Genomic DNA, 18,219 nt, shown 5'->3' on the forward strand with positions numbered 1-18,219 from the left:
CGATCACTCCAGGCCGTGAGGGGAAGCCGGGAAGATCATCGTATGCGTGCGGTACGTCCGTAAAGGGTCCTTACGCCCCCTCCAGCACCAGCCGGCGCACCAGCCTCGGCAGCGCCCGGGAGATCGGCTCCCGGATCACCTCGGCCGCGGCCGCGTCGTACGGGGTCTCCTCGGCGTTCACGATGATCAGCTTCGCGCCGCTCCGCACCGCGTTGTACGGCAGCCCGGCGACCGGGAACACCTGGAGGCTGGTGCCGACCGCGACGAAGACCTCGCAGGCCCGGGCGACGGAGTCGGCCTGACCGAGCACCTCCTGGTCCAGGTTCTCGCCGAACATCACGATCCGCGGCTTGAGGATGCCGCCGCACTCCCGGCAGGCCGGGTCCGGCTCCCCCGCCTCGACCCGGGCCAGCGCCTGCGCCATCGACCCGACCACCCGGCAGCTCAGGCACTGGGTCTCCCGGGCGTTGCCGTGCAGTTCGAGCACCTTGCGGGCGGTCAGGCCGGCCCGCTGGTGCAGCCCGTCGATGTTCTGGGTGAGTACCCGCAGCGGCAGCCCGGAGCGCTCCAGGTCGACCAGCGCCCGGTGCCCGGCGTTCGGCTCGGCGTCCAGCCCGGCCGTCTCCAGCCGCATCCGCCAGGCCCGCGCGCGCACCTTCGTGTCGTCCCGGTACGGGCCGATGGTGACCAGTTCCTCGGCCGACGGGTCCTTGCGCCACAGCCCCTGCGGGCCGCGGTAGTCGGGGATGCCGGAGTCGGTCGAGATGCCCGCGCCGGTGAGCACGGCGATCAGGGGGCGCTTCGCGTTCATGCCCCGGACGGTACGGGCGGCGGGGCGCGGCGGCCACCGAAAATCCGGATGCGCCCCGTCAACTCCCGCCGCACACTGGGCCGGTCACCCACCGTTGCCGTGAAGGAGCCCCGTGCAGGGAGCAGTCAGCGTCTCGCCCGCCCAGATCCCCGAGCTGTTGCTCGGCCTGGCCACCGTCCGCCCGGTGTTCCTCTGGGGCGCCCCCGGGATCGGGAAGTCCTCCCTGGTCAGGGCGTTCGCCGAGTCGCTCGGTCTGGAGTGCGTGAGCCTGGTCGGCACCCAGCTCGCCCCGGAGGACCTGATCGGCGTCCCGCAGCTCACCCCCGAGGGCCGCTCCCGGTTCTGCCCGCCCGAGCAGATCGCCCGCGACGAGCCGTACTGCCTGTTCCTGGACGAGCTCAACGCGGCCTCGCCGGACGTCCAGAAGGCCTTCTACTCGCTGATCCTGGACCGCCGGATCGGCTCCTACGAGCTGCCGCCCGGCTCCATCGTGATCGGCGCCGGGAACCGCGCCACCGACGGCGCGCTCGCCCGCCCGATGGCCTCCGCGCTGGTCAACCGCATGGTCCACGTCCACCTGCGGGCCAGCGCCGAGGACTGGCTGCGCTGGGCGGCCGGCGCCGGGATCCACCCCTGGATCCTCGACCACCTCACCGACCGGCCGGACCACCTGTGGTCCGCCCCGCCCAAGACCGAGGAGCCGTTCTCCACCCCGCGCGCCTGGCACATGCTCTCCGACGCGCTGAACTCCTTCGGCCCCACCCTGGACGAGGAGACCCTCAAGGTGGTCACGTACGGGCTGCTCACCCCGCAGCACGCGATCGCCTTCTGCGGCTACGCGAAGATCGTCCGCAACTCCTACGGCCTGGAGGCGATCCTCAAGGGCGACGCCCGCTGGCCGCACCGGCTGGAGGACCGCGACCTGCTCTACTACCTGGCCGACGCCTTCCGCGGCCGGCTGGTCAAGGAACTGCCCGCCAGCAAGGAGCACGCCTCCGGGGCGCAGCGGCAGACCGCCTTCCGGGCCAAGTCGCTGCTGGTGCAGCTGGCCGAGATCTCGGTGGAGGTCGCCCAGACGGTGATCGCGGACGGCGCGGACGGCAACCCGGTACTGCCCTCCTGGTTCCTGATCGAGGCCGCCCGGGACATGCCCCGACTGGTCGAGGCCCGCCGGTGAAGCGGCCGGCCAAGGCCGCCGCGAAGAAGCCCGACCCGGGCACCGTGGCCTTCGAGGAGGGCGTCCGGCTGCTGCGCGGCAACCCGGCCCTCGCCGCCCTGCGGGCCGACGTCTGCCGCTCCGAGGAGTGCACCACGGCCCCGCCCGACGGCTGGGCGGTGGCCGACTCCGACGGCACCCTGCACGTCAACCCGCGCCGCCGGGCCGAACCCGAGGAGTGGGCCTGGGTGCTGGCGCACGGCCTGCTGCACCTCGGCTTCGGCCACCTCCCGGGCGACCGCGGCACCCGCACCCAGCCCGACCCGTACCAGGTCGCCGCCCGCTGCGCCGTGGTCAACCGCTTCCTCGCCACCTTCCCGGTCGGCCGCGCCCCGGTCACCCTCCCGCAGGAGTACCCGGGCGGGGACGAGGAGGAGCTGGCCGAGCGCTGGCGCCGCGACGGCCTGCCCCTGCCCGGCACCGCCGGGACGGCCGGCACCGCCGACTGCGACCAGCTGCTGGTCGAGTGGCGCGGGCACGGCCGGGCCCGCGAGGACTGGCCGGCGGCCTTCGCGGCCGCCCTCACCCGCACCATGTCCGCCGCGATGGACCGGGCCGGCGGCCGGATCGACGCCGAGACCGGCGAGCGCCTGCCCGAACGGCCCTGGAACCGGGCGCTCAACTGGTTCGTCTCCTCGTACCCGCTGCTCGGCGGCATCGCGGCCGGCCTCACCGTCGTCGCCGACGCCGAACTCGCCCGGGCGCACGGCATCGCCGTCGCCGCCGTCAACGCCGAGGCCGCCGAGATCTACGTGAACCCGCTGCGCCACCACTCCGACGAGGAGTGGCGGTTCATCCTCGGCCACGAGATCCTGCACGCCGCCCTGCGGCACGGCGAGCGCCGCGGCGGGCGGGACCCGTTCCTGTTCAACGTCGCCGCCGACTACGTCATCAACGGCTGGCTGCTGGAGATGAACGTCGGCGAGATGCCCGACGGGCTGCTGCACGACCCGCAGCTGAAGGGCCTGTCGGCCGAGGAGGTGTACGACCGGATCGCCCGCGACCAGCGCCGGATCCGCCGGCTCGCCACCCTCGCCGGGAAGAACCGCCCGGACATCCTCGGCGAGCCGCTGGGGCCGCCGCGGGACTACGTCGACCTGGACGACTTCTACCGGCGCGGCCTCCAGCAGGGCTTCGAGCTGCACGGCCGTGAACGCGGGCTGCTCCCGGCCGGGTTGGTCGAGGAGATCCGCGCGCTCGCCCACCCGCCGCTCCCCTGGGACGCGCGACTGGCGCGCTGGTTCGACGAGTTCGTGCCGCGCCCGGAGCCGGTGCGCAGCTACTCCCGCCCGGCTCGCCGGCAGTCCGCCACCCCGGACATCCCCCGGGCCGGCCGCTACCACCCCGAGGAGGAGGTGCCGCGCTGCACCTTCGGGGTGGTCCTGGACACCTCCGGCTCGATGGACCGGACGCTGCTCGGCAAGGCCCTCGGCGCGATCGCCTCCTACGCCGCCGCCCGGGACGTCCCGGCCGCCCGGGTGGTGCACTGCGACGCCGCCCCGCACGACGCCGGGTACCTCCCGGTCGAGGAGATCGCCGGGCGGCTGCGGGTGCACGGGCGCGGCGGCACCGTCCTCCAGCCGGGCATCGACCTGCTGGAGCGGGCCGAGGACTTCCCGCCCGGGGCGCCGGTCCTGGTGATCACCGACGGCATGTGCGACGTGCTGCGGCTGCGCCGGGAGCACGCCTTCCTCGTCCCGCGCGGAGCCGGACTGCCGTTCACCCCGCGCGGACCGGTCTTCCGCATGAGCTGACGGGCCGACGGGCCGACGGGCCACCGGACGGTCAGGCCAGCGCCAGGGCAGGGGCGGCGCCGGTCCGCACCAGCGGGGACAGCGCCACCAGGTAGCAGGCGGCGGCCAGCGGGATGAAGGCCAGGTCGGCCGCCGAGGCGACGGTGCCGACCAGCATCAGCACCGGGCTCCACCAGCGCAGCGTCCGGGCCGCGCCGACCGAGGCGGCGACCAGCAGGGCCAGCAGGCCGACGTAGAACAGCAGCGGGCCGACCTGGTAGACGGCGGGGAGCACCCCGGGGACGGACTGCACCCGGTCGAACAGCCTCGACTGCTCGGCCTTGTCCGCCGCGGCCAGGCCGACGCACAGGTCGATCCCGATCTGCGCCAGCGAGGCCGCCAGGCCCGCGAACGCCGTCCCCAGCGCGGCGTTCGCGGCCAGCCGCCCGGCGGTGGTGCCGCGCGGGGCGAGCAGTCGGCGCAGCGCGAGGAAGACCGGGGCGAACAGCAGCAGCCCGGCGAACATCGCGGTGTGGCCGAGCGTCCAGCCGAGGCCCGGCTCGCGGGAGCCGGGCACCAGGCGGATGCCGCCGTACAGGGCCATCAGGGCGGGGGCGCCGACGGCGGCGTAAGCGGTGAGGCGGGTGTTCCGGATGGCGTTCATCTGACGATCTCCTGCGGTGTCCGTGGTCCGTTCCGACACCGCAGAGCCTCCCGGCCCGACCCCTCGTCGCGGATCGCCCGTACCGGCGAAACCGGCCCCTCCCCCGCAAGGGGGAGTCCCCTCAGGACTCCCCCGCCACCACCGCCCCGGCCTCGTACGCGAACACCACCGCGTGCACCCGGTCGCGCAGTCCGAGCTTGCTCAGCACATTGCTGACGTGGGTCTTCACGGTGTGCTCGCTGACCACCAACTCGGCCGCGATCTCCGCGTTGGACAGCCCGCGCGCGATCAGCTGCAGCGTCTCCTGCTCGCGCAGGGTCAGCTGCTCCAGCAGCTTGGACGGCGGCCGCACCGCCCGCTCCCGGCCGCCCGGGCGGCGGGCCGCGAACTCGCCGATCAGCCGCTTGGTCACCGAGGGCGCGAGCAGCGCCTCGCCCGAGGCCACCATGCGCACCCCGTGCGCCAGGTCGTCCCGGCGGACGTCCTTCAACAGGAAGCCGCTGGCGCCCGCGTACAGCGCGTCGAAGACGTAGTCGTCGATGTCGAAGGTGGTCAGCATGATCACCTTGGTGGCCGGGAACTCCTCGCACACCCGGCGGGCCGCCTCCAGGCCGTCCATCACCGGCATCCGGACGTCCAGCAGCAGCACGTCCGGGTTGTGCGCGCGCACCGCCTCGACCGCCTCGGCGCCGTCGCAGGCCTCGGCGACCACCTCGATGTCCGGCTGGGCGTCCAGGATCATCCCGAACCCGGCCCGCACCAGCTCCTGGTCGTCCGCGACCACCACCCGTATCGGCGTCATCCGCCCACCCTCCCCACCACGCCCGTCGGCCCCAGCGGCAGCCGGACACTCACCAGGAAACCCCTGCCCTCCGGCCCCGGACCGGCCTCGGCCCGGCCGCCGCAGGCCGCGGCCCGCTCGCGGATGCCGACCAGCCCGCGCCCGCCGGACCAGCCGGCCACCGTACGGTCGGCGGCCGGCGGCATCCCGCGACCGTTGTCGGAGACCACCACCTCCAGCACCCCGTCGACCCGGCCCACCCGGATCGCCACCCGGTCCGCCCCGGAGTGCTTGACCGTGTTGGTCAGCGCCTCCTGCACGATCCGGTACGCGGCCGCCTCCACGTCGGCGGGCAACCCGCCCAGCCCGTCCGCGAGTTCGAGGTCCACCCGCAGGCCCGTCCCGCGCACCCGCTCGGCCACGTCGGCGAGTTCGGCCAGCCGGGGCTGCGGCGCCAGCTCCCGCTCCGCCTCCGGGTCCTTCAACACGCCGAGCACCCGCCGCAGTTGCACCATCGCGTCGCGGCCCGCGTCGGCGATGGTGTCGAAGGCGCGGATCGCCCGGTCCGGGTTGTCGCGCACCACCAGCGGCCCGGCCTCGGCCTGGATGACCATCAACGACACCGCGTGCGCCAGGATGTCGTGCATCTCCCGGGCGATCCGGGCCCGCTCCTCGGCGACCGCCCGGGCCGCCTCGCTGGCCGCCCGCACCCCCGCCTCCCGCGCCCGCTCGGCCTGCATCCGGGCCAGCTCCCGCTGGGTGCGCACCAGGGCGCCGAAGACGAAGGAACCGCCCGAGGTCAGCACGCTGAACAGCGCGCCGTTCGGCGAATGGGTGCCGATCACATTGGCGACCACCACGACCGCCAGCACCGGCCAGCGCTGCCGGTCGGGGAAGCGCTCCGCGATGGTGTACATCCCGATCACCGCGTACAGCGGTACCTGCGGGTTCGCCGAGTGCGCCACCACCGACAGCGCCAGCGAGGGCACGGCGCCCGCGATCAGGCCCAGCAGCGAGACCTTGCGCCGCCAGGGCAGGAACAGCGCGGTGGACACCGCCAGCGGGTACACCCACCAGGGCCAGTCGGTGTCGTCGTTGTAGACCGACCAGACCGACACCGCCGCCGAGCAGACCGCCAGGAAGGTGTCCAGCACGTACGGGCTCAGCCCGGCCGTCCGGCTCCGCCAACGCGCCGCGCGCTCCACCGTCGTACCTCCCCCGTACCCGGGGACCCCGTCCCCGCGGAGAAGATCATGCCCTACCGGCAGAACCACCGGCACCGCCCGACCGGACACCGCCGGGTCGGACACCACCGCCCGGCCGGGAGCCGCCGGACCGGACACCGCCCGGTCAGACACCGCTGACCGTCACACCGCCGGTCTCCGCCCGCGCCGTGATGCTGTGCGCCGCGCCCGGCCGCGAGGGGACGCCGACGTCCGCCCCGCCCGACCCCGCCTGCGCGTCCACCGCGTACGCCTCCCCGGACGGCACCCGCAGCCGCACCCCGCCGTTGCCGACCCGGGCCTCCAGCGCCGACGGCGCCGCCGCGAAGTCGGCCCGCACGCCGCCGTTGGTCGCGCTCAGGCGCGCCGTCGGGGAGGTCAGCCCGGTGGCCTCGACCCCGCCGTTCTCCACCGCGGCCTCCACCTCGGCGGACAGCCCCGTCAACCGCACCCCGCCGTTCTCCTCCTTGATCCGCACCTTGGTGCCGGCCGGCACCTGCACCTCGTACCCGACCCCGCAGGAGTCGCAGGAGTACCCCAGCCGCAGCACGCCGTCCTTCACCTCGTGGGTGCTCTTCGGCGCGGACCCCCGGTAGCTCTGCTTCTCGACGACGTGCACCGAGTCACCGGTGCCGGTCACCACGACCCCGCCGTTCTCCCCCTCGACCACCAGCTCCCCGACCGGCTCGGCCACCCCGTACGTCACCGTCCGGTGCTCGTCCGACTCCAGGAACGGCAGGCACCCCTGCATCCCCAGCACCACCGCCGCCGTGATCGCCACCGCGCCCAGCACCCGCTTCATGTCCGGCCCCCTTCGCAAAGCCCCGCCGTCCCGACACCGAGAACCCTCCCGCGACCGGCCCCCTCGGCACCTCCCTCCGCGGAGCGGTTCCCGCCCCTCCCCCGTGCGGGGGATGGCGGGCAATTCACGGATTCACCGGCGCGGCCGCCGCTTCGCCGGTAGCTTGTTTGCCCGCGCTCAACCTCCCGGAGCCGCACCACGCCCAGGCACTGACGACGAGGGCTGATCAGGCAATGGCCAACACCCCGCCCGGCGGACCGGGTCCCGCGACCGGGCACGGCCTGGACGACCGCGTGCCCTTCCTGGCCCGGCTCGACCACGCCGACCGCACCGCCCTGCTCGCCCTCGGCCACCGGCTCGACTACCCCGCCCGCTCCACCGCACTGCGCGAGGGCGAACCCTCCGACCACGTCCTGCTCGTCCTGCACGGCTGGCTCAAGGTGACCGCCCTCGCCGAGAACGGCTACGAGGCCCTGCTCGCCCTGCGCGGGCCGGGCGACATCGTCGGCGAGTCCGCCGCCCTCAGCGGCCGGCCCCGGGCCGCCACCGTCACCGCGCTGGAACAGGTCTCCGCCACCGCCGTCGACCGGGCCGCCTTCACCACCTACCTGCAGAACACCCCCGCCGCCGCGATGCAGCTCCTGGCACTCTCCACCGACCGGCTGCGCGCCGCCGACCGGCACCGGCTCAAGTTCGCCTCGCTCAGCGTCAGCGAACGCCTCGCCGACCTCCTGCTGGAACTCGCCCGCACCCACGGCCGCCGCACCGCCGAGGGCATCGTCGTCTCCGTCCCGCTCAGCCAACAGGAACTCGCCGGCTCCGTCGGTGCCTCCCGCGAGGCCGTCGCCCGCCTGCTCAAGTCCCTGCGGGACCGCGGCATCGTCGTCACCAGCCGCCGCTCCCTGGTCGTCGCGCGCCCCGACCTGCTCCGGAGGCCCGGCCAACTCCGCTGATCCGCACAGCAGTTCTGTGCACACCGTCACAGAGCGAGTACCTCAACGGCGCTCACGCCGACCTGCCCGGCACGGGCAGGCTGAGGCCGACGACGAATCGAGAGGCGACCATGACCGATCCGGTGAACCACACCATCCTGCTGCTGGACATCGAACAGTTCGGCCGACGGGACGACGTCGAGCAGGCCTTCATGCGCCGCATGCTCTACTCCGTCCTGCACGAGACGCTGCGCAGCGCCGGGGTCGAACCCGCCGAACAGCGCCTGGAGGACCGTGGCGACTCGGTGATGGCCCTGATCAACGCCACCGTCCCCAAGGCCCGGCTGCTGCACGCGCTGATCAACGAGACTCCCACCCTGCTGCACGCCAACAACCGCCTCGCGGCCGCCGGCGCCCGGGTACGGCTGCGGATCGTGCTCGCCTCCGGCGAGGTCGCCGTCCAGGAGCTCGGCGGAGCCCTCGGCGGCGCCGTCGGCTGGGACCTCAACCAGGCCTTCCGGCTGCTCGACTCGACCCCGCTCCGGGAGGCCCTCCGGCACCGCGAGGGGCCCTGCGCCCTCGCCGTGTCCGACGCGCTCTACCAGGGCATCGTCCGGCACGGCCACGGCGGCCTGGCGCCGGAGGCGTTCCACCGGGTCACCGTCCAGGGCAAGGAGGGCGAGTTCCCGGCCTGGCTGCACGGCGCACCCGCTCCCGACGCCCCGGAACCCGCCCCGGCGAGCGCCCCGACCACCACCCGGGCCCTGGCAGCGGCCCCGCCCCCGGCACCGGCCCCGGCGGCCGCCCAGGGCGCCGCCACCTTCCAGTTCCTCGGCGGCACCCCCACCTTCGGCGGCAACCTCATCGGCGGCGACCAGCACGTCGTCTCCGGCGGCCAGGTCCACGGCGACGTCAACACCGGCAACACCGTCGGCGGCGACCGATGACCACCACCGCCGAGCCGGAGGCCGCGGACCAGGAGGACGGCCTCCAGGAAGCCCCGCCCGAGGACCCGCAGAACGCCGTGGAGGCCGTCCAGGAACTCCTGGAGCACGTCCCGGACTCCTTCGCCGGCCGCACCTACCTCTTCGCCGGCGGCACCCCCGGCTTCGGCGGCGACCTCATCGGCGGCGACCGGCACACCGTCTCCGGCGGCCAGGTCCACGGCGACGTCGTCACCGGCCACAAGACCACGATCTACCAGGTCGGCGGGGCCGCACTGCACGCCTCCGGGCTGGTCCCGACCGATGAACTCATCGCCCTGGCCGAGGTCTTCCGGCCCGGACCGGCCTTCGACCAGGCTCTCGTGTACCTCCGCGAGCAACGGGTCCTGGTCCTCACCGGCCGGGCGGACACCGGCCGCCGCGCCGCCGCACTGATGCTGCTGCGTGAGCTGGGCATCGACCGGATTCGAAACCTGGACCCGGATGTCAGTCCCACCGCCCTGCTCAACGGCGTCGAACGGGCCGAGGGGTACGTGCTCACCGACTACACGGCCTCCCGCACCCGCCCACTGCTCCGATCCGACCTCCACCGCCTGCGCGAGGCACTCGCCAAGCAGGACGGCTACCTGGTCATCACCACCACCCCCTCCCCCACGCTCCGCGAACTCCCCACGGTCGGCTGGTCACCGCCCGACCCGGGGCTCGTCCTCGGTGCCCATCTGCGGGCACTGCGGGACGACGGCGTCCCCTTCGAGCAGCTGCTCGCCCTGGACCCCGTCGAGGGGTTCCTGGCCAAGTACCCGCCGATCCGGGAGATCGCCGAGTTCGCCGTCAGGCTGGCGGCCTACTCCCCGCTGACCGGCAGGCCCTCCGACCTCGCCGACTTCGGTCGGGGCGCGGTCCAGGAGAAGGTCGGCCGCTGGTTCGGGGACGACGGACTCCCCCTCCACGACAAGGCCTTCCTGATCTCCCTGGCCGTCTTCGACCACGCCCCCTACACCCTCGCCGCCGAGTGCGCCGACAAGCTGTTCCGCCGCCTGGAGACCATCCGCACCCCCGGCCGCCCGGACGGCATCCCGCCGTTCGGCAGCTCGGTCGAGGACCGGATGGCCCTCGCCCGGGCCGAGCTCACCGAGGAGTCCGAGCAGACCCCCTGGGGCCCGGTCCCCCAGCGGATGGCCTCCTTCCTGGACCCCCGTACCTCCCCCACCCTGCTGCGCGAGGTCTGGACGAGCCACCCCTCCGCCCGCCCCGCGATCACCGGCTGGCTGAACGCCCTGGCCACCGACTCCCGCGCCCTGGTCCGCACCCGGGTGGCCTCCACCACCGCCCTGCTGGCCTCCGTCGACCTCTCCGCCGCCATGAGCGGGCTGCTCGGTCCCTGGTCCGGCGCCAAGGACTTCCGGCTCTGCCTCCAGGCCGCCAACAGCCTCGCCCTCGCCTACCACGCGGGCACCGCGGCCGTGCCCCGCATCCTGCGCGGCTGGGCCGGCGACGACAACGCCCGCCGCCGCTGGACGGCCATCCGCTGCTACGCCCTGCTCGGCCCGCTGCTGCCGACCCAGGCCCTGGAGGCCTTCGCCCTGGCCGCCGAGCGGCTGACCGCCGGCGAGCTCGACCAGCTGACCGCCGGGTTCCGGCCCGGCGCGCGGCCGTCGGAGCAGCCCGACCGCCACCAGGCGCTCGGGCTGCTCGAAGCGGCCGAGCTGATGCTGCTCTCCGCCGAGGCCGAGCTGACCCTGCGCACCCTGGTCCGCTGGCTCTCCGGCCCGGCCGCCCTGCGCCAGCTGGCCCTGGCCGCCTTCCTGACCGCCGCGCAGCGCACCGAGGACACCGCCGTGGGCCGGCCGCTGCTGCTCGACTGGTACGCCCGGAGCCCGCGACCCGAGCCGGGAGGTGTGCGCAGCGTCACCGTGCTGCCCGCGCCCGAGGAGCCCGCGCCGGTCCGAGCGCTGCTGGTCGCCCTGTGGCGCACGGCCCTGGAGGACCCGCACTACCGCGACGCCGCCCTGGGGGTGCTGCGCGGCTGGCTGGTCGGCGCCGCCGACCAGCCCGGCACCACCGCCCGGCTCACCGAACTCTTCGACGACCTGGCCGTCACCGAGCGCGACCGCCGGCGGCTCGACCACCTGGTCCGCACCGTACGCGCCGACGGCCCGGCGACCGCGGCGCTGCCCGACAACTGACACAGCACCGTCCGACCCGTCCCGATCCTGGAGCACCCGCGCATGTCGGCACGACACCGCCCCGACCTCCCCCACGGAGACCTGACCGACCCGGTCCTGACGGTCCACCCGCTGGGCCGCGCGCTCGGCCTGCCCAAGCGCCCGGCCGCCCGGGCCGACTCCGCCCTCGTCCTGACCACCCCGTCCGGGGAGCACCAGGTCTACCTGCCCCCGCACCGCCCGGGGTTCAGCGACCTGGTGGGCCGCAACTACCAGGCCGCGTACGAGGTCGACCTCGGCCTGCACCACCTGCGGGCCGAGGAGCGGCTGCCCGGCCGGGACGACGTCGGGGCCTTCGAGGCCGTGGTGGAGATCGACTGGCAGGTGTCGGCCGCGGAGCTGGTCGTGGCGAGCCGGATCCGCGACGTCCCCGCGCTGCTGGTCCCGCGGATCCGGCAGCGGATGCGGGCGGTCACCCGCCACCTCTCCACCGACCGGAGCGGCGAGGCCGAGTCCGCCGTCCAGGAGGAGCTGGACGGCTTCCCGGTCGCCGAGGCCGAGGGCCTGCGGGTGCGCTGCACCGTCCAGTTGGACATCGACCAGGCCGCCCGCGAGCAGAAGGAGCGGCTGCGCGGCTACCACTTCGACACCCAGGCCCACCCGCACGCCCTCCGGCAGGTCCAGGAGTCCAACGAGGTCCTCGCCGCGAAGGCGAAGTTCTACCAGTACCACCTGGAGCAGGGCGGGGTGACCGCCTGGGCCCTCCAGGTGGCCGCTCACCCCGAGGACCTGAAAGCCGCCCTCACGTACTTGAAGGACGAGCAGCAGGAGCTGGTCCAGGGCCAGCTCCAGGTGATCCAGCGGCTGCTCGACCAGAACGGCCTGGAGGAGTTCGAGCTGGAGGGCCCGCGCCAGGAGGCGAAGGCCGCGCTCGAAGCGATCCTGCGCCACCGCCCAGCGGGCCCGGGCACGCCCCGGCTCGACAAGGGCCCGAACCCGCCGTTGCCGCAGTGAACCCGAGGAGTCCCGCCGTGTCCGCCCCCGCCGGTACCGCCCCGGTGCCCCCGCCGCCGGGTACCGCCCTGCTCGCCGAGCTGCGCACCGAGATCGCCCGCGCGGACAGCAAGGCGGCCGTCCTGGTCGCCGCCCTCGGCGTGATCGTCGGAGTGCTCGGCGGCCTGCTCACCAGCACCGGCTGGGCGCCGCAGCAGCTCTCCGGCGCGGCGAAGGCGTTGCTGGCCCTCGGCGGCCTGGGCATCGCCGTCTCCCTGGTCTCGCTGCTGCTCGCGGTGCTGCCCCGCTTCCGGCGCAGCACCTGGCGCCCGGGCCGCCCGCTCGGCTACTTCGGGGACATCCGGCTGGCCGCCGAACGGGGGCTGCTCACCGACGCCCTGGCCGACACCGAGCGGCTGGCCGCGGAGGCCGTGCGGGCCGCGCTCGCGGAGAACAGCCTGATCGCCGCGCGGAAGCACTCCTGGGTCCGGGTCGGCATCCTCGCCTTCGGCGCCGGCTTGTTCCCGCTGGTCACCGCCCTGTTCCTGGGCTGACCGGCCTGCCCCGCCCAGCACCGCCCAGCACCGTCCTGCCCAACCCGTCACCGTACGGACGCCGCCGTGCGCGCGTCCCGTCCCCGAGGACCCCGCCATGACCGAACCGACCTACCCGGACGCCACACCGCCGCCGTACCCCACGGCCGCCCCGCAGTACCCGACGGCGCAGCCACCCGCCTACCCGACCGCCGCTCCCCCGCCGCCGCCCCCGTACCCCGCGCCGGCCCCGCAGCCCCCCGCCCCGCCGCAGTACCCCACCGCCGTCCCGCCCCAGTACGCTCCCCCGCCCCAGCCCCAGCACCCCCAGCACCCCCCGCGCATCCCCGCCCAGGGCTTCGCCCCGCCGCCCGCCCCGCCCCGGCCGCCGGTCCTCGACCCCACCGTCGACATCGACCCGCACACCGGCCGGGTCCACCTGGCGGCCCGCCAGCGCGGCGCCGACGCCACCGCGGTCGGCCAACTGCTGCTCCAGCTGCCGCACTTCCTGTGCAGCCTGCTGGTCGTCACGCTGGTCTCGCTGCTCCTCCCCGAGCCGCTCAACCTGGTGCTGATCGGCCTCTGGATCGCCTCCGGCGCGCTGGTGTTCCACCGCCCGACCGAGAAGGTGCTCGCCCGCTACCTGTTCCGGATGCGTCCGGCGCTGCACTCCGAGCTGACCAGGCTGGAGCCGATCTGGCACCAGGTGACCGCCAAGGCGGGGGTGAACCCGGAGACGTACGACCTGTGGATCGAGGACCACAAGGCCGTCAACGCCACCGCGGCCGCCGGCCACATCGTCGGGGTCACCCGGTACGCGCTGGAGACCCTCCCCGACGCCCAGCTGGCCGCCGTGCTCGCCCACGAGCTCGGCCACCACCGCGGCGGCCACGCCTGGGCGACCCTGCTCGGCTACTGGTACTCGATGCCGGCCCGGATCGCCTGGGCGGTCTTCCGGATCGCGGCGGTCGTGGCGTTCCGGATCGCCTCGGTGTTCTCGCTGCTCGGCGCCCTGGTGGTCGGGCTGGTCTCGGTGGTCCTGGTGGTGGCCGTGGCGCTCTCCTTCCCGCCGCTGCTGCTGGTCCTGGTCACGCCGTACCTGCTGGCCGCGGTCGGCCGCCGCTCCGAGCTGAGGGCGGACGTCCAGGCCGCCGAACTCGGTTTCGCGGACGCCATGATCGAGGTCTTCCACGGCTTCCTGCGGGACGAGGAGGAGGCCCTGGCGGCCGCCGCGCGGGAGAACGGGGGCCGGGCCGTCCGCCCGGGCCTGGGCCGGCGGCTGCTGTCCAGCCACCCGGACACCCACACCCGGATCCGCCGGCTGGAGGACTGGCGCGCGGCCGCGGCCACCCCGGTCCGGTAGCGCCCGGAAGCACCGGCCAGGAGCACCCGCCGGAAACGCCGCAGGGCGGCCACCCCGTGAGGGGTGACCGCCCTGCGATCAGTGACGCTCGACTCAGCCGGTGTACGGGCCGTAGTCGTAGTCGTCCAGCGGAACCGCCTGGCCGGAGCCGGCGCCGAAGGGCGACAGGTCGTAGTCGTCGTAGCCGACGGCCGAGTACATGGCGGCCTTGGCCTCCTCGGTCGGCTCGACCCGGATGTTGCGGTAGCGGGGCAGACCCGTACCGGCCGGGATGAGCTTACCGAGGATGACGTTCTCCTTGAGGCCCAGCAGCGGGTCCGACTTGGCGTGGATAGCCGCGTCGGTGAGGACCCGGGTCGTCTCCTGGAAGGAGGCGGCCGACAGCCAGGACTCGGTGGCCAGCGAGGCCTTGGTGATACCCATCAGCTGCGGACGGCCGGAGGCGGGGTGACCGCCCTCGGAGACCACGCGACGGTTCTCGGTCTCGAAGCGGCCGCGCTCGACGAGCTCGCCCGGGAGCAGCTCGGCGTCGCCCGACTCGATGATCGTCACGCGGCGGAGCATCTGCCGGATGATGATCTCGATGTGCTTGTCGTGGATCGACACGCCCTGCGAGTTGTAGACCTTCTGGACTTCGGCGACCAGGTGGATCTGGACGGCGCGCTGGCCCATGATGCGCAGGACGTCGTGCGGGTTGGTGGCACCCATGGTCAGCTTCTGGCCGACCTCGACCGCCTCGCCCTCGCTGACCAGCAGCTTGACACGCTTCGAGACCGGGTAGGCGATCTCGTCGGTGCCGTCGTCCGGCGTGATGACGATCTTGCGGGTCTTCTCGGTGTCCTCGATCCGCGCGCGGCCGGTGGCCTCGGAGATCGGGGCCACACCCTTGGGGGTGCGGGCCTCGAAGAGCTCGACGACACGCGGCAGACCCTGGGTGATGTCGTCACCGGCCACACCACCGGTGTGGAAGGTACGCATGGTCAGCTGGGTGCCGGGCTCACCGATGGACTGGGCGGCGATGATGCCGACCGCCTCACCGATGTCGACCAGCTTGCCGGTGGCCAGCGAACGGCCGTAGCAGAAGGCACAGGTGCCGACGGCCGACTCACAGGTGAGGATCGAGCGGACCTTGACCTCGGACACGCCGTGGCGGATCAGCTCGTCCATCAGCACGTCACCGAGGTCGGTGTTGGCGGTGGCGAGCAGCTTGCCGTCGACGGTGATGTCCTCGGCGAGCATGCGGGCGTACACGCTGGTCTCGACGTCGTCGGCCTTGCGCAGCACGCCGTCGGCGCCCACGGAGCCGATCGACAGCTTGAGGCCGCGCTCGGTGCCGCAGTCCTCCTCGCGAATGATGACGTCCTGGGAGACGTCGACCAGACGACGGGTGAGGTAGCCGGAGTCGGCGGTACGGAGGGCGGTGTCCGCCAGACCCTTACGGGCACCGTGGGTGGAGATGAAGTACTCCAGCACGGTGAGACCCTCACGGAACGACGCCTTGATGGGTCGCGGGATGGTCTCGTTCTTGGCGTTGGACACCAGACCACGCATACCGGCGATCTGGCGCATCTGCATCATGTTTCCACGAGCACCCGAGTCGACCATCATGAAGATGGGGTTCGTCTTCGGGAAGTTCTCGTTCATGGCCTCGGCGACCTCGTTGGTCGCCTGGGTCCAGATGCCGATGAGCTCCTGCTTGCGCTCGTCGTTGGTGATCAGGCCGCGCTCGTACTGACGCTGGACCTTCTCCGCCTTCGCCTCGTAGCCCTCGAGGATCTGGGGCTTGTTCGGCGGGACGACGACGTCGGAGATCGAGACGGTGACGCCCGAGCGGGTCGACCAGTGGAAACCGGACGCCTTGAGGTTGTCCAGGGTCGCCGCGACGACGACCTTGGGGTAGCGCTCCGCCAGGTCGTTGACGATCGCGGAGAGCTGCTTCTTGCCCACCTCGTAGTCGACGAACGGGTAGTCCTCGGGCAGCAGCTCGTTGAAGAGCGCGCGGCCCAGGGTGGTGCTGAGGCGGAAGGGCTCGCCGTCGAACCAGGTCGACTGGCCCTCCTCGTCCACCGGCGGGGTCCAGCCACGGGGCGGGACGGTGCCGGCGGCCAGGCGCAGCTCGATCGGGGCCTGGACGTCCAGCTCGCGGGCGTCGAAGGCCATGATCGCCTCGGCGGTCGACGAGAAGGTGCGGCCGGCGCCCTTCACGTTGTCGCGGTCCGAGGTCAGGAAGAACAGGCCGAGCACCATGTCCTGGGTCGGCATGGTGACGGGGCGACCGTCGGCCGGCTTGAGGATGTTGTTCGAGGACAGCATCAGGATGCGGGCCTCGGCCTGCGCCTCCGCGGAGAGCGGCAGGTGGACGGCCATCTGGTCACCGTCGAAGTCCGCGTTGAACGCGGTGCAGACGAGCGGGTGGATCTGGATGGCCTTGCCCTCGACCAGCTGCGGCTCGAAGGCCTGGATGCCGAGGCGGTGCAGGGTGGGCGCACGGTTCAGCAGGACGGGGTGCTCGGCGATGACCTCTTCGAGCACGTCCCACACGACCGGGCGGGCGCGCTCGACCATGCGCTTGGCCGACTTGATGTTCTGCGCGTGGTTCAGGTCGACCAGGCGCTTCATCACGAACGGCTTGAAGAGCTCCAGCGCCATGGCCTTCGGCAGACCGCACTGGTGCAGCTTGAGCTGCGGGCCGACGACGATGACCGAACGGGCCGAGTAGTCGACTCGCTTGCCGAGCAGGTTCTGACGGAAACGACCCTGCTTGCCCTTGAGCATGTCGCTCAGGGACTTGAGCGGGCGGTTGCCCGGACCGGTGACCGGACGGCCGCGGCGGCCGTTGTCGAACAGCGCGTCGACGGCCTCCTGGAGCATGCGCTTCTCGTTGTTCACGATGATCTCGGGGGCACCGAGGTCGAGCAGGCGCTTCAGGCGGTTGTTGCGGTTGATCACGCGGCGGTACAGGTCGTTCAGGTCGGAGGTCGCGAAGCGGCCACCGTCCAGCTGCACCATCGGACGCAGGTCCGGCGGGATGACCGGGACGCAGTCCAGCACCATGCCGTTGGGCTTGTTGCTGGTCTGCAGGAACGCGGAGACGACCTTGAGGCGCTTGAGCGCACGGGTCTTCTTCTGGCCCTTGCCGGTGCGGATGATCTCGCGGAGGCGCTCGGCCTCCTCCGCCAGGTCGAAGGTCTCCAGGCGGTCCTTGAGGGCCGCGGCGCCCATCGAGCCGGAGAAGTAGGTGCCGAAGCGGTCGCGCAGCTCGCGGTAGAGCAGCTCGTCGCCCTCCAGGTCCTGGACCTTGAGGTTCTTGAAGCGGGCCCACACCTCGTCGAGGCGGTCGAGCTCGCGCTGCGCGCGGTCGCGCAGCTGCTTCATCTCGCGCTCGGCGCCCTCGCGCACCTTGCGGCGCACGTCGGCCTTGGCGCCCTCGGCCTCCAGCTCGGCGAGGTCGGACTCGGCCTTCTTGGCGCGGCCTTCGAGGTCGGAGTCGCGGCGGTTCTCGATCTGCTGGCGCTCGACCGAGACGTGCGCCTCCAGGGACGGCAGGTCGCGCTGGCGGCGCTCGTCGTCGACCCAGGTGATCATGTAGGCGGCGAAGTAGATGACCTTCTCGAGGTCCTTCGGCGCCAGGTCGAGCAGGTAGCCGAGGCGGGACGGCACGCCCTTGAAGTACCAGATGTGGGTGACCGGGGCGGCCAGCTCGATGTGGCCCATCCGCTCGCGGCGCACCTTGGCGCGGGTCACCTCGACGCCGCAGCGCTCACAGATGATGCCCTTGAAGCGGACGCGCTTGTACTTACCGCAGTAGCACTCCCAGTCCCGGGTCGGGCCGAAGATCTTCTCGCAGAAGAGGCCGTCCTTTTCGGGCTTCAGGGTGCGGTAGTTGATGGTCTCCGGCTTCTTGACCTCGCCGTGCGACCACTGGCGGATGTCGTCGGCGGTGGCCAGGCCGATGCGGAGCTCGTCGAAGAAGTTGACGTCAAGCACTGGTCGTCAAGCCCTCTTTCGTGATTCGAGAGTTTGTCTGTGGTCTGAGGGGGGCCTGGGGGCGGGCCGGCT

14 protein-coding genes are annotated in these 18,219 nt (G+C 73.3%); 8 read left to right on the forward strand and 6 right to left on the reverse strand.

Going from position 1 to position 18,219, the window contains the following annotated elements; genetic code table 11:
• Positions 1 to 70 precede the first annotated feature (70 nt).
• A complete protein-coding gene (locus ACFXPX_RS08040; RefSeq protein WP_380586101.1) occupies positions 71 to 811 on the reverse strand; it encodes an NAD-dependent deacetylase in 741 nt (246 codons plus the stop codon).
• Positions 812 to 923: 112 nt separating this feature from the next.
• Between ACFXPX_RS08040 and ACFXPX_RS08045 the strand changes: the two genes are divergently transcribed.
• Together ACFXPX_RS08045 and ACFXPX_RS08050 are read left to right on the forward strand one after the other, a co-directional pair.
• Positions 924 to 1,988 carry an ATP-binding protein gene (locus ACFXPX_RS08045; RefSeq protein ID WP_375882031.1) on the forward strand — a complete coding sequence of 355 codons (1,065 nt, stop codon included), beginning with the start codon at positions 924 to 926 and terminating at the stop codon, positions 1,986 to 1,988.
• Positions 1,985 to 3,781, forward strand: coding sequence for a hypothetical protein (locus ACFXPX_RS08050; protein ID WP_380586104.1), 1,797 nt, complete (start codon positions 1,985 to 1,987; stop codon positions 3,779 to 3,781). The genes ACFXPX_RS08045 and ACFXPX_RS08050 overlap by 4 nt, the downstream gene beginning before the upstream one ends.
• A gap of 31 nt (positions 3,782 to 3,812) precedes the next feature.
• Here ACFXPX_RS08050 and ACFXPX_RS08055 read toward each other — a convergent pair whose 3' ends face one another.
• The 4 genes from ACFXPX_RS08055 to ACFXPX_RS08070 all read right to left on the reverse strand — a co-directional run bounded on the left by ACFXPX_RS08055 (position 3,813) and on the right by ACFXPX_RS08070 (position 7,230).
• On the reverse strand, positions 3,813 to 4,424 hold the full coding sequence (locus ACFXPX_RS08055) for a hypothetical protein (RefSeq protein ID WP_380640076.1): 612 nt from the start codon (positions 4,422 to 4,424) through the stop codon (positions 3,813 to 3,815).
• A gap of 121 nt (positions 4,425 to 4,545) precedes the next feature.
• On the reverse strand, positions 4,546 to 5,226 hold the full coding sequence (locus tag ACFXPX_RS08060; protein WP_380521274.1) for a response regulator: 681 nt from the start codon (positions 5,224 to 5,226) through the stop codon (positions 4,546 to 4,548).
• Positions 5,223 to 6,410, reverse strand: coding sequence for a sensor histidine kinase (locus ACFXPX_RS08065; protein ID WP_380640077.1), 1,188 nt, complete (start codon positions 6,408 to 6,410; stop codon positions 5,223 to 5,225). Before ACFXPX_RS08065 ends, ACFXPX_RS08060 begins: the two co-directional genes overlap by 4 nt.
• Positions 6,411 to 6,555: 145 nt before the next feature.
• The gene (locus ACFXPX_RS08070; RefSeq protein ID WP_380640079.1) at positions 6,556 to 7,230 is read right to left on the reverse strand and encodes a DUF4097 family beta strand repeat-containing protein; all 675 of its coding nucleotides are present in this window, start codon (positions 7,228 to 7,230) and stop codon (positions 6,556 to 6,558) included.
• Positions 7,231 to 7,463: 233 nt separating this feature from the next.
• On the opposite strand from ACFXPX_RS08070, the gene ACFXPX_RS08075 reads away from it, so the two are divergent.
• From ACFXPX_RS08075 to ACFXPX_RS08100, 6 genes are all read left to right on the forward strand, one after another.
• Entirely contained in the window at positions 7,464 to 8,183 is a 720-nt protein-coding gene (locus tag ACFXPX_RS08075) for a Crp/Fnr family transcriptional regulator (RefSeq protein ID WP_380521281.1), read from the forward strand.
• A 110-nt stretch (positions 8,184 to 8,293) separates the two neighbouring features.
• Positions 8,294 to 9,109, forward strand: a complete 816-nt coding sequence (locus ACFXPX_RS08080) for a hypothetical protein (RefSeq protein WP_380640081.1) — start codon at positions 8,294 to 8,296, stop codon at positions 9,107 to 9,109.
• Positions 9,106 to 11,292, forward strand: coding sequence for a hypothetical protein (locus ACFXPX_RS08085; protein WP_380640083.1), 2,187 nt, complete (start codon positions 9,106 to 9,108; stop codon positions 11,290 to 11,292). Before ACFXPX_RS08080 ends, ACFXPX_RS08085 begins: the two co-directional genes overlap by 4 nt.
• 42 nt (positions 11,293 to 11,334) lie before the next feature.
• Positions 11,335 to 12,285, forward strand: coding sequence for a hypothetical protein (locus tag ACFXPX_RS08090; protein ID WP_380521288.1), 951 nt, complete (start codon positions 11,335 to 11,337; stop codon positions 12,283 to 12,285).
• A gap of 17 nt (positions 12,286 to 12,302) precedes the next feature.
• Positions 12,303 to 12,818 (forward strand): Pycsar system effector family protein, encoded by a 516-nt coding sequence (locus tag ACFXPX_RS08095; RefSeq protein ID WP_375882006.1) that lies wholly within the window; start codon positions 12,303 to 12,305, stop codon positions 12,816 to 12,818.
• 97 nt (positions 12,819 to 12,915) lie between these two features.
• Positions 12,916 to 14,160, forward strand: coding sequence for a M48 family metalloprotease (locus ACFXPX_RS08100; protein ID WP_380640085.1), 1,245 nt, complete (start codon positions 12,916 to 12,918; stop codon positions 14,158 to 14,160).
• A gap of 93 nt (positions 14,161 to 14,253) precedes the next feature.
• Here the strand turns inward: ACFXPX_RS08100 and ACFXPX_RS08105 are convergent, their stop codons facing one another.
• Positions 14,254 to 18,147, reverse strand: a complete 3,894-nt coding sequence (locus tag ACFXPX_RS08105; RefSeq protein ID WP_375882000.1) for a DNA-directed RNA polymerase subunit beta' — start codon at positions 18,145 to 18,147, stop codon at positions 14,254 to 14,256.
• Positions 18,148 to 18,219 lie beyond the last annotated feature (72 nt).

It is taken from the genome of Kitasatospora sp. NPDC059146, from assembly GCF_042786665.1.
Classification (GTDB): Bacteria; Actinomycetota; Actinomycetes; order Streptomycetales; family Streptomycetaceae; genus Kitasatospora.

Bases quoted from the DNA above. Each gene is read 5' to 3' on its own strand.
- ACFXPX_RS08080 (WP_380640081.1), top strand. From the start codon at position 8,294: ATGACCGATCCGGTGAACCACACCATCCTGCTGCTGGACATCGAACAG.
- ACFXPX_RS08055 (WP_380640076.1), bottom strand. From the start codon at position 4,424: ATGAACGCCATCCGGAACACCCGCCTCACCGCTTACGCCGCCGTCGGC.
- ACFXPX_RS08075 (WP_380521281.1), top strand. From the start codon at position 7,464: ATGGCCAACACCCCGCCCGGCGGACCGGGTCCCGCGACCGGGCACGGC.
- ACFXPX_RS08090 (WP_380521288.1), top strand. From the start codon at position 11,335: ATGTCGGCACGACACCGCCCCGACCTCCCCCACGGAGACCTGACCGAC.
- ACFXPX_RS08040 (WP_380586101.1), bottom strand. From the start codon at position 811: ATGAACGCGAAGCGCCCCCTGATCGCCGTGCTCACCGGCGCGGGCATC.
- ACFXPX_RS08085 (WP_380640083.1), top strand. From the start codon at position 9,106: ATGACCACCACCGCCGAGCCGGAGGCCGCGGACCAGGAGGACGGCCTC.
- ACFXPX_RS08100 (WP_380640085.1), top strand. From the start codon at position 12,916: ATGACCGAACCGACCTACCCGGACGCCACACCGCCGCCGTACCCCACG.
- ACFXPX_RS08070 (WP_380640079.1), bottom strand. From the start codon at position 7,230: ATGAAGCGGGTGCTGGGCGCGGTGGCGATCACGGCGGCGGTGGTGCTG.
- ACFXPX_RS08060 (WP_380521274.1), bottom strand. From the start codon at position 5,226: ATGACGCCGATACGGGTGGTGGTCGCGGACGACCAGGAGCTGGTGCGG.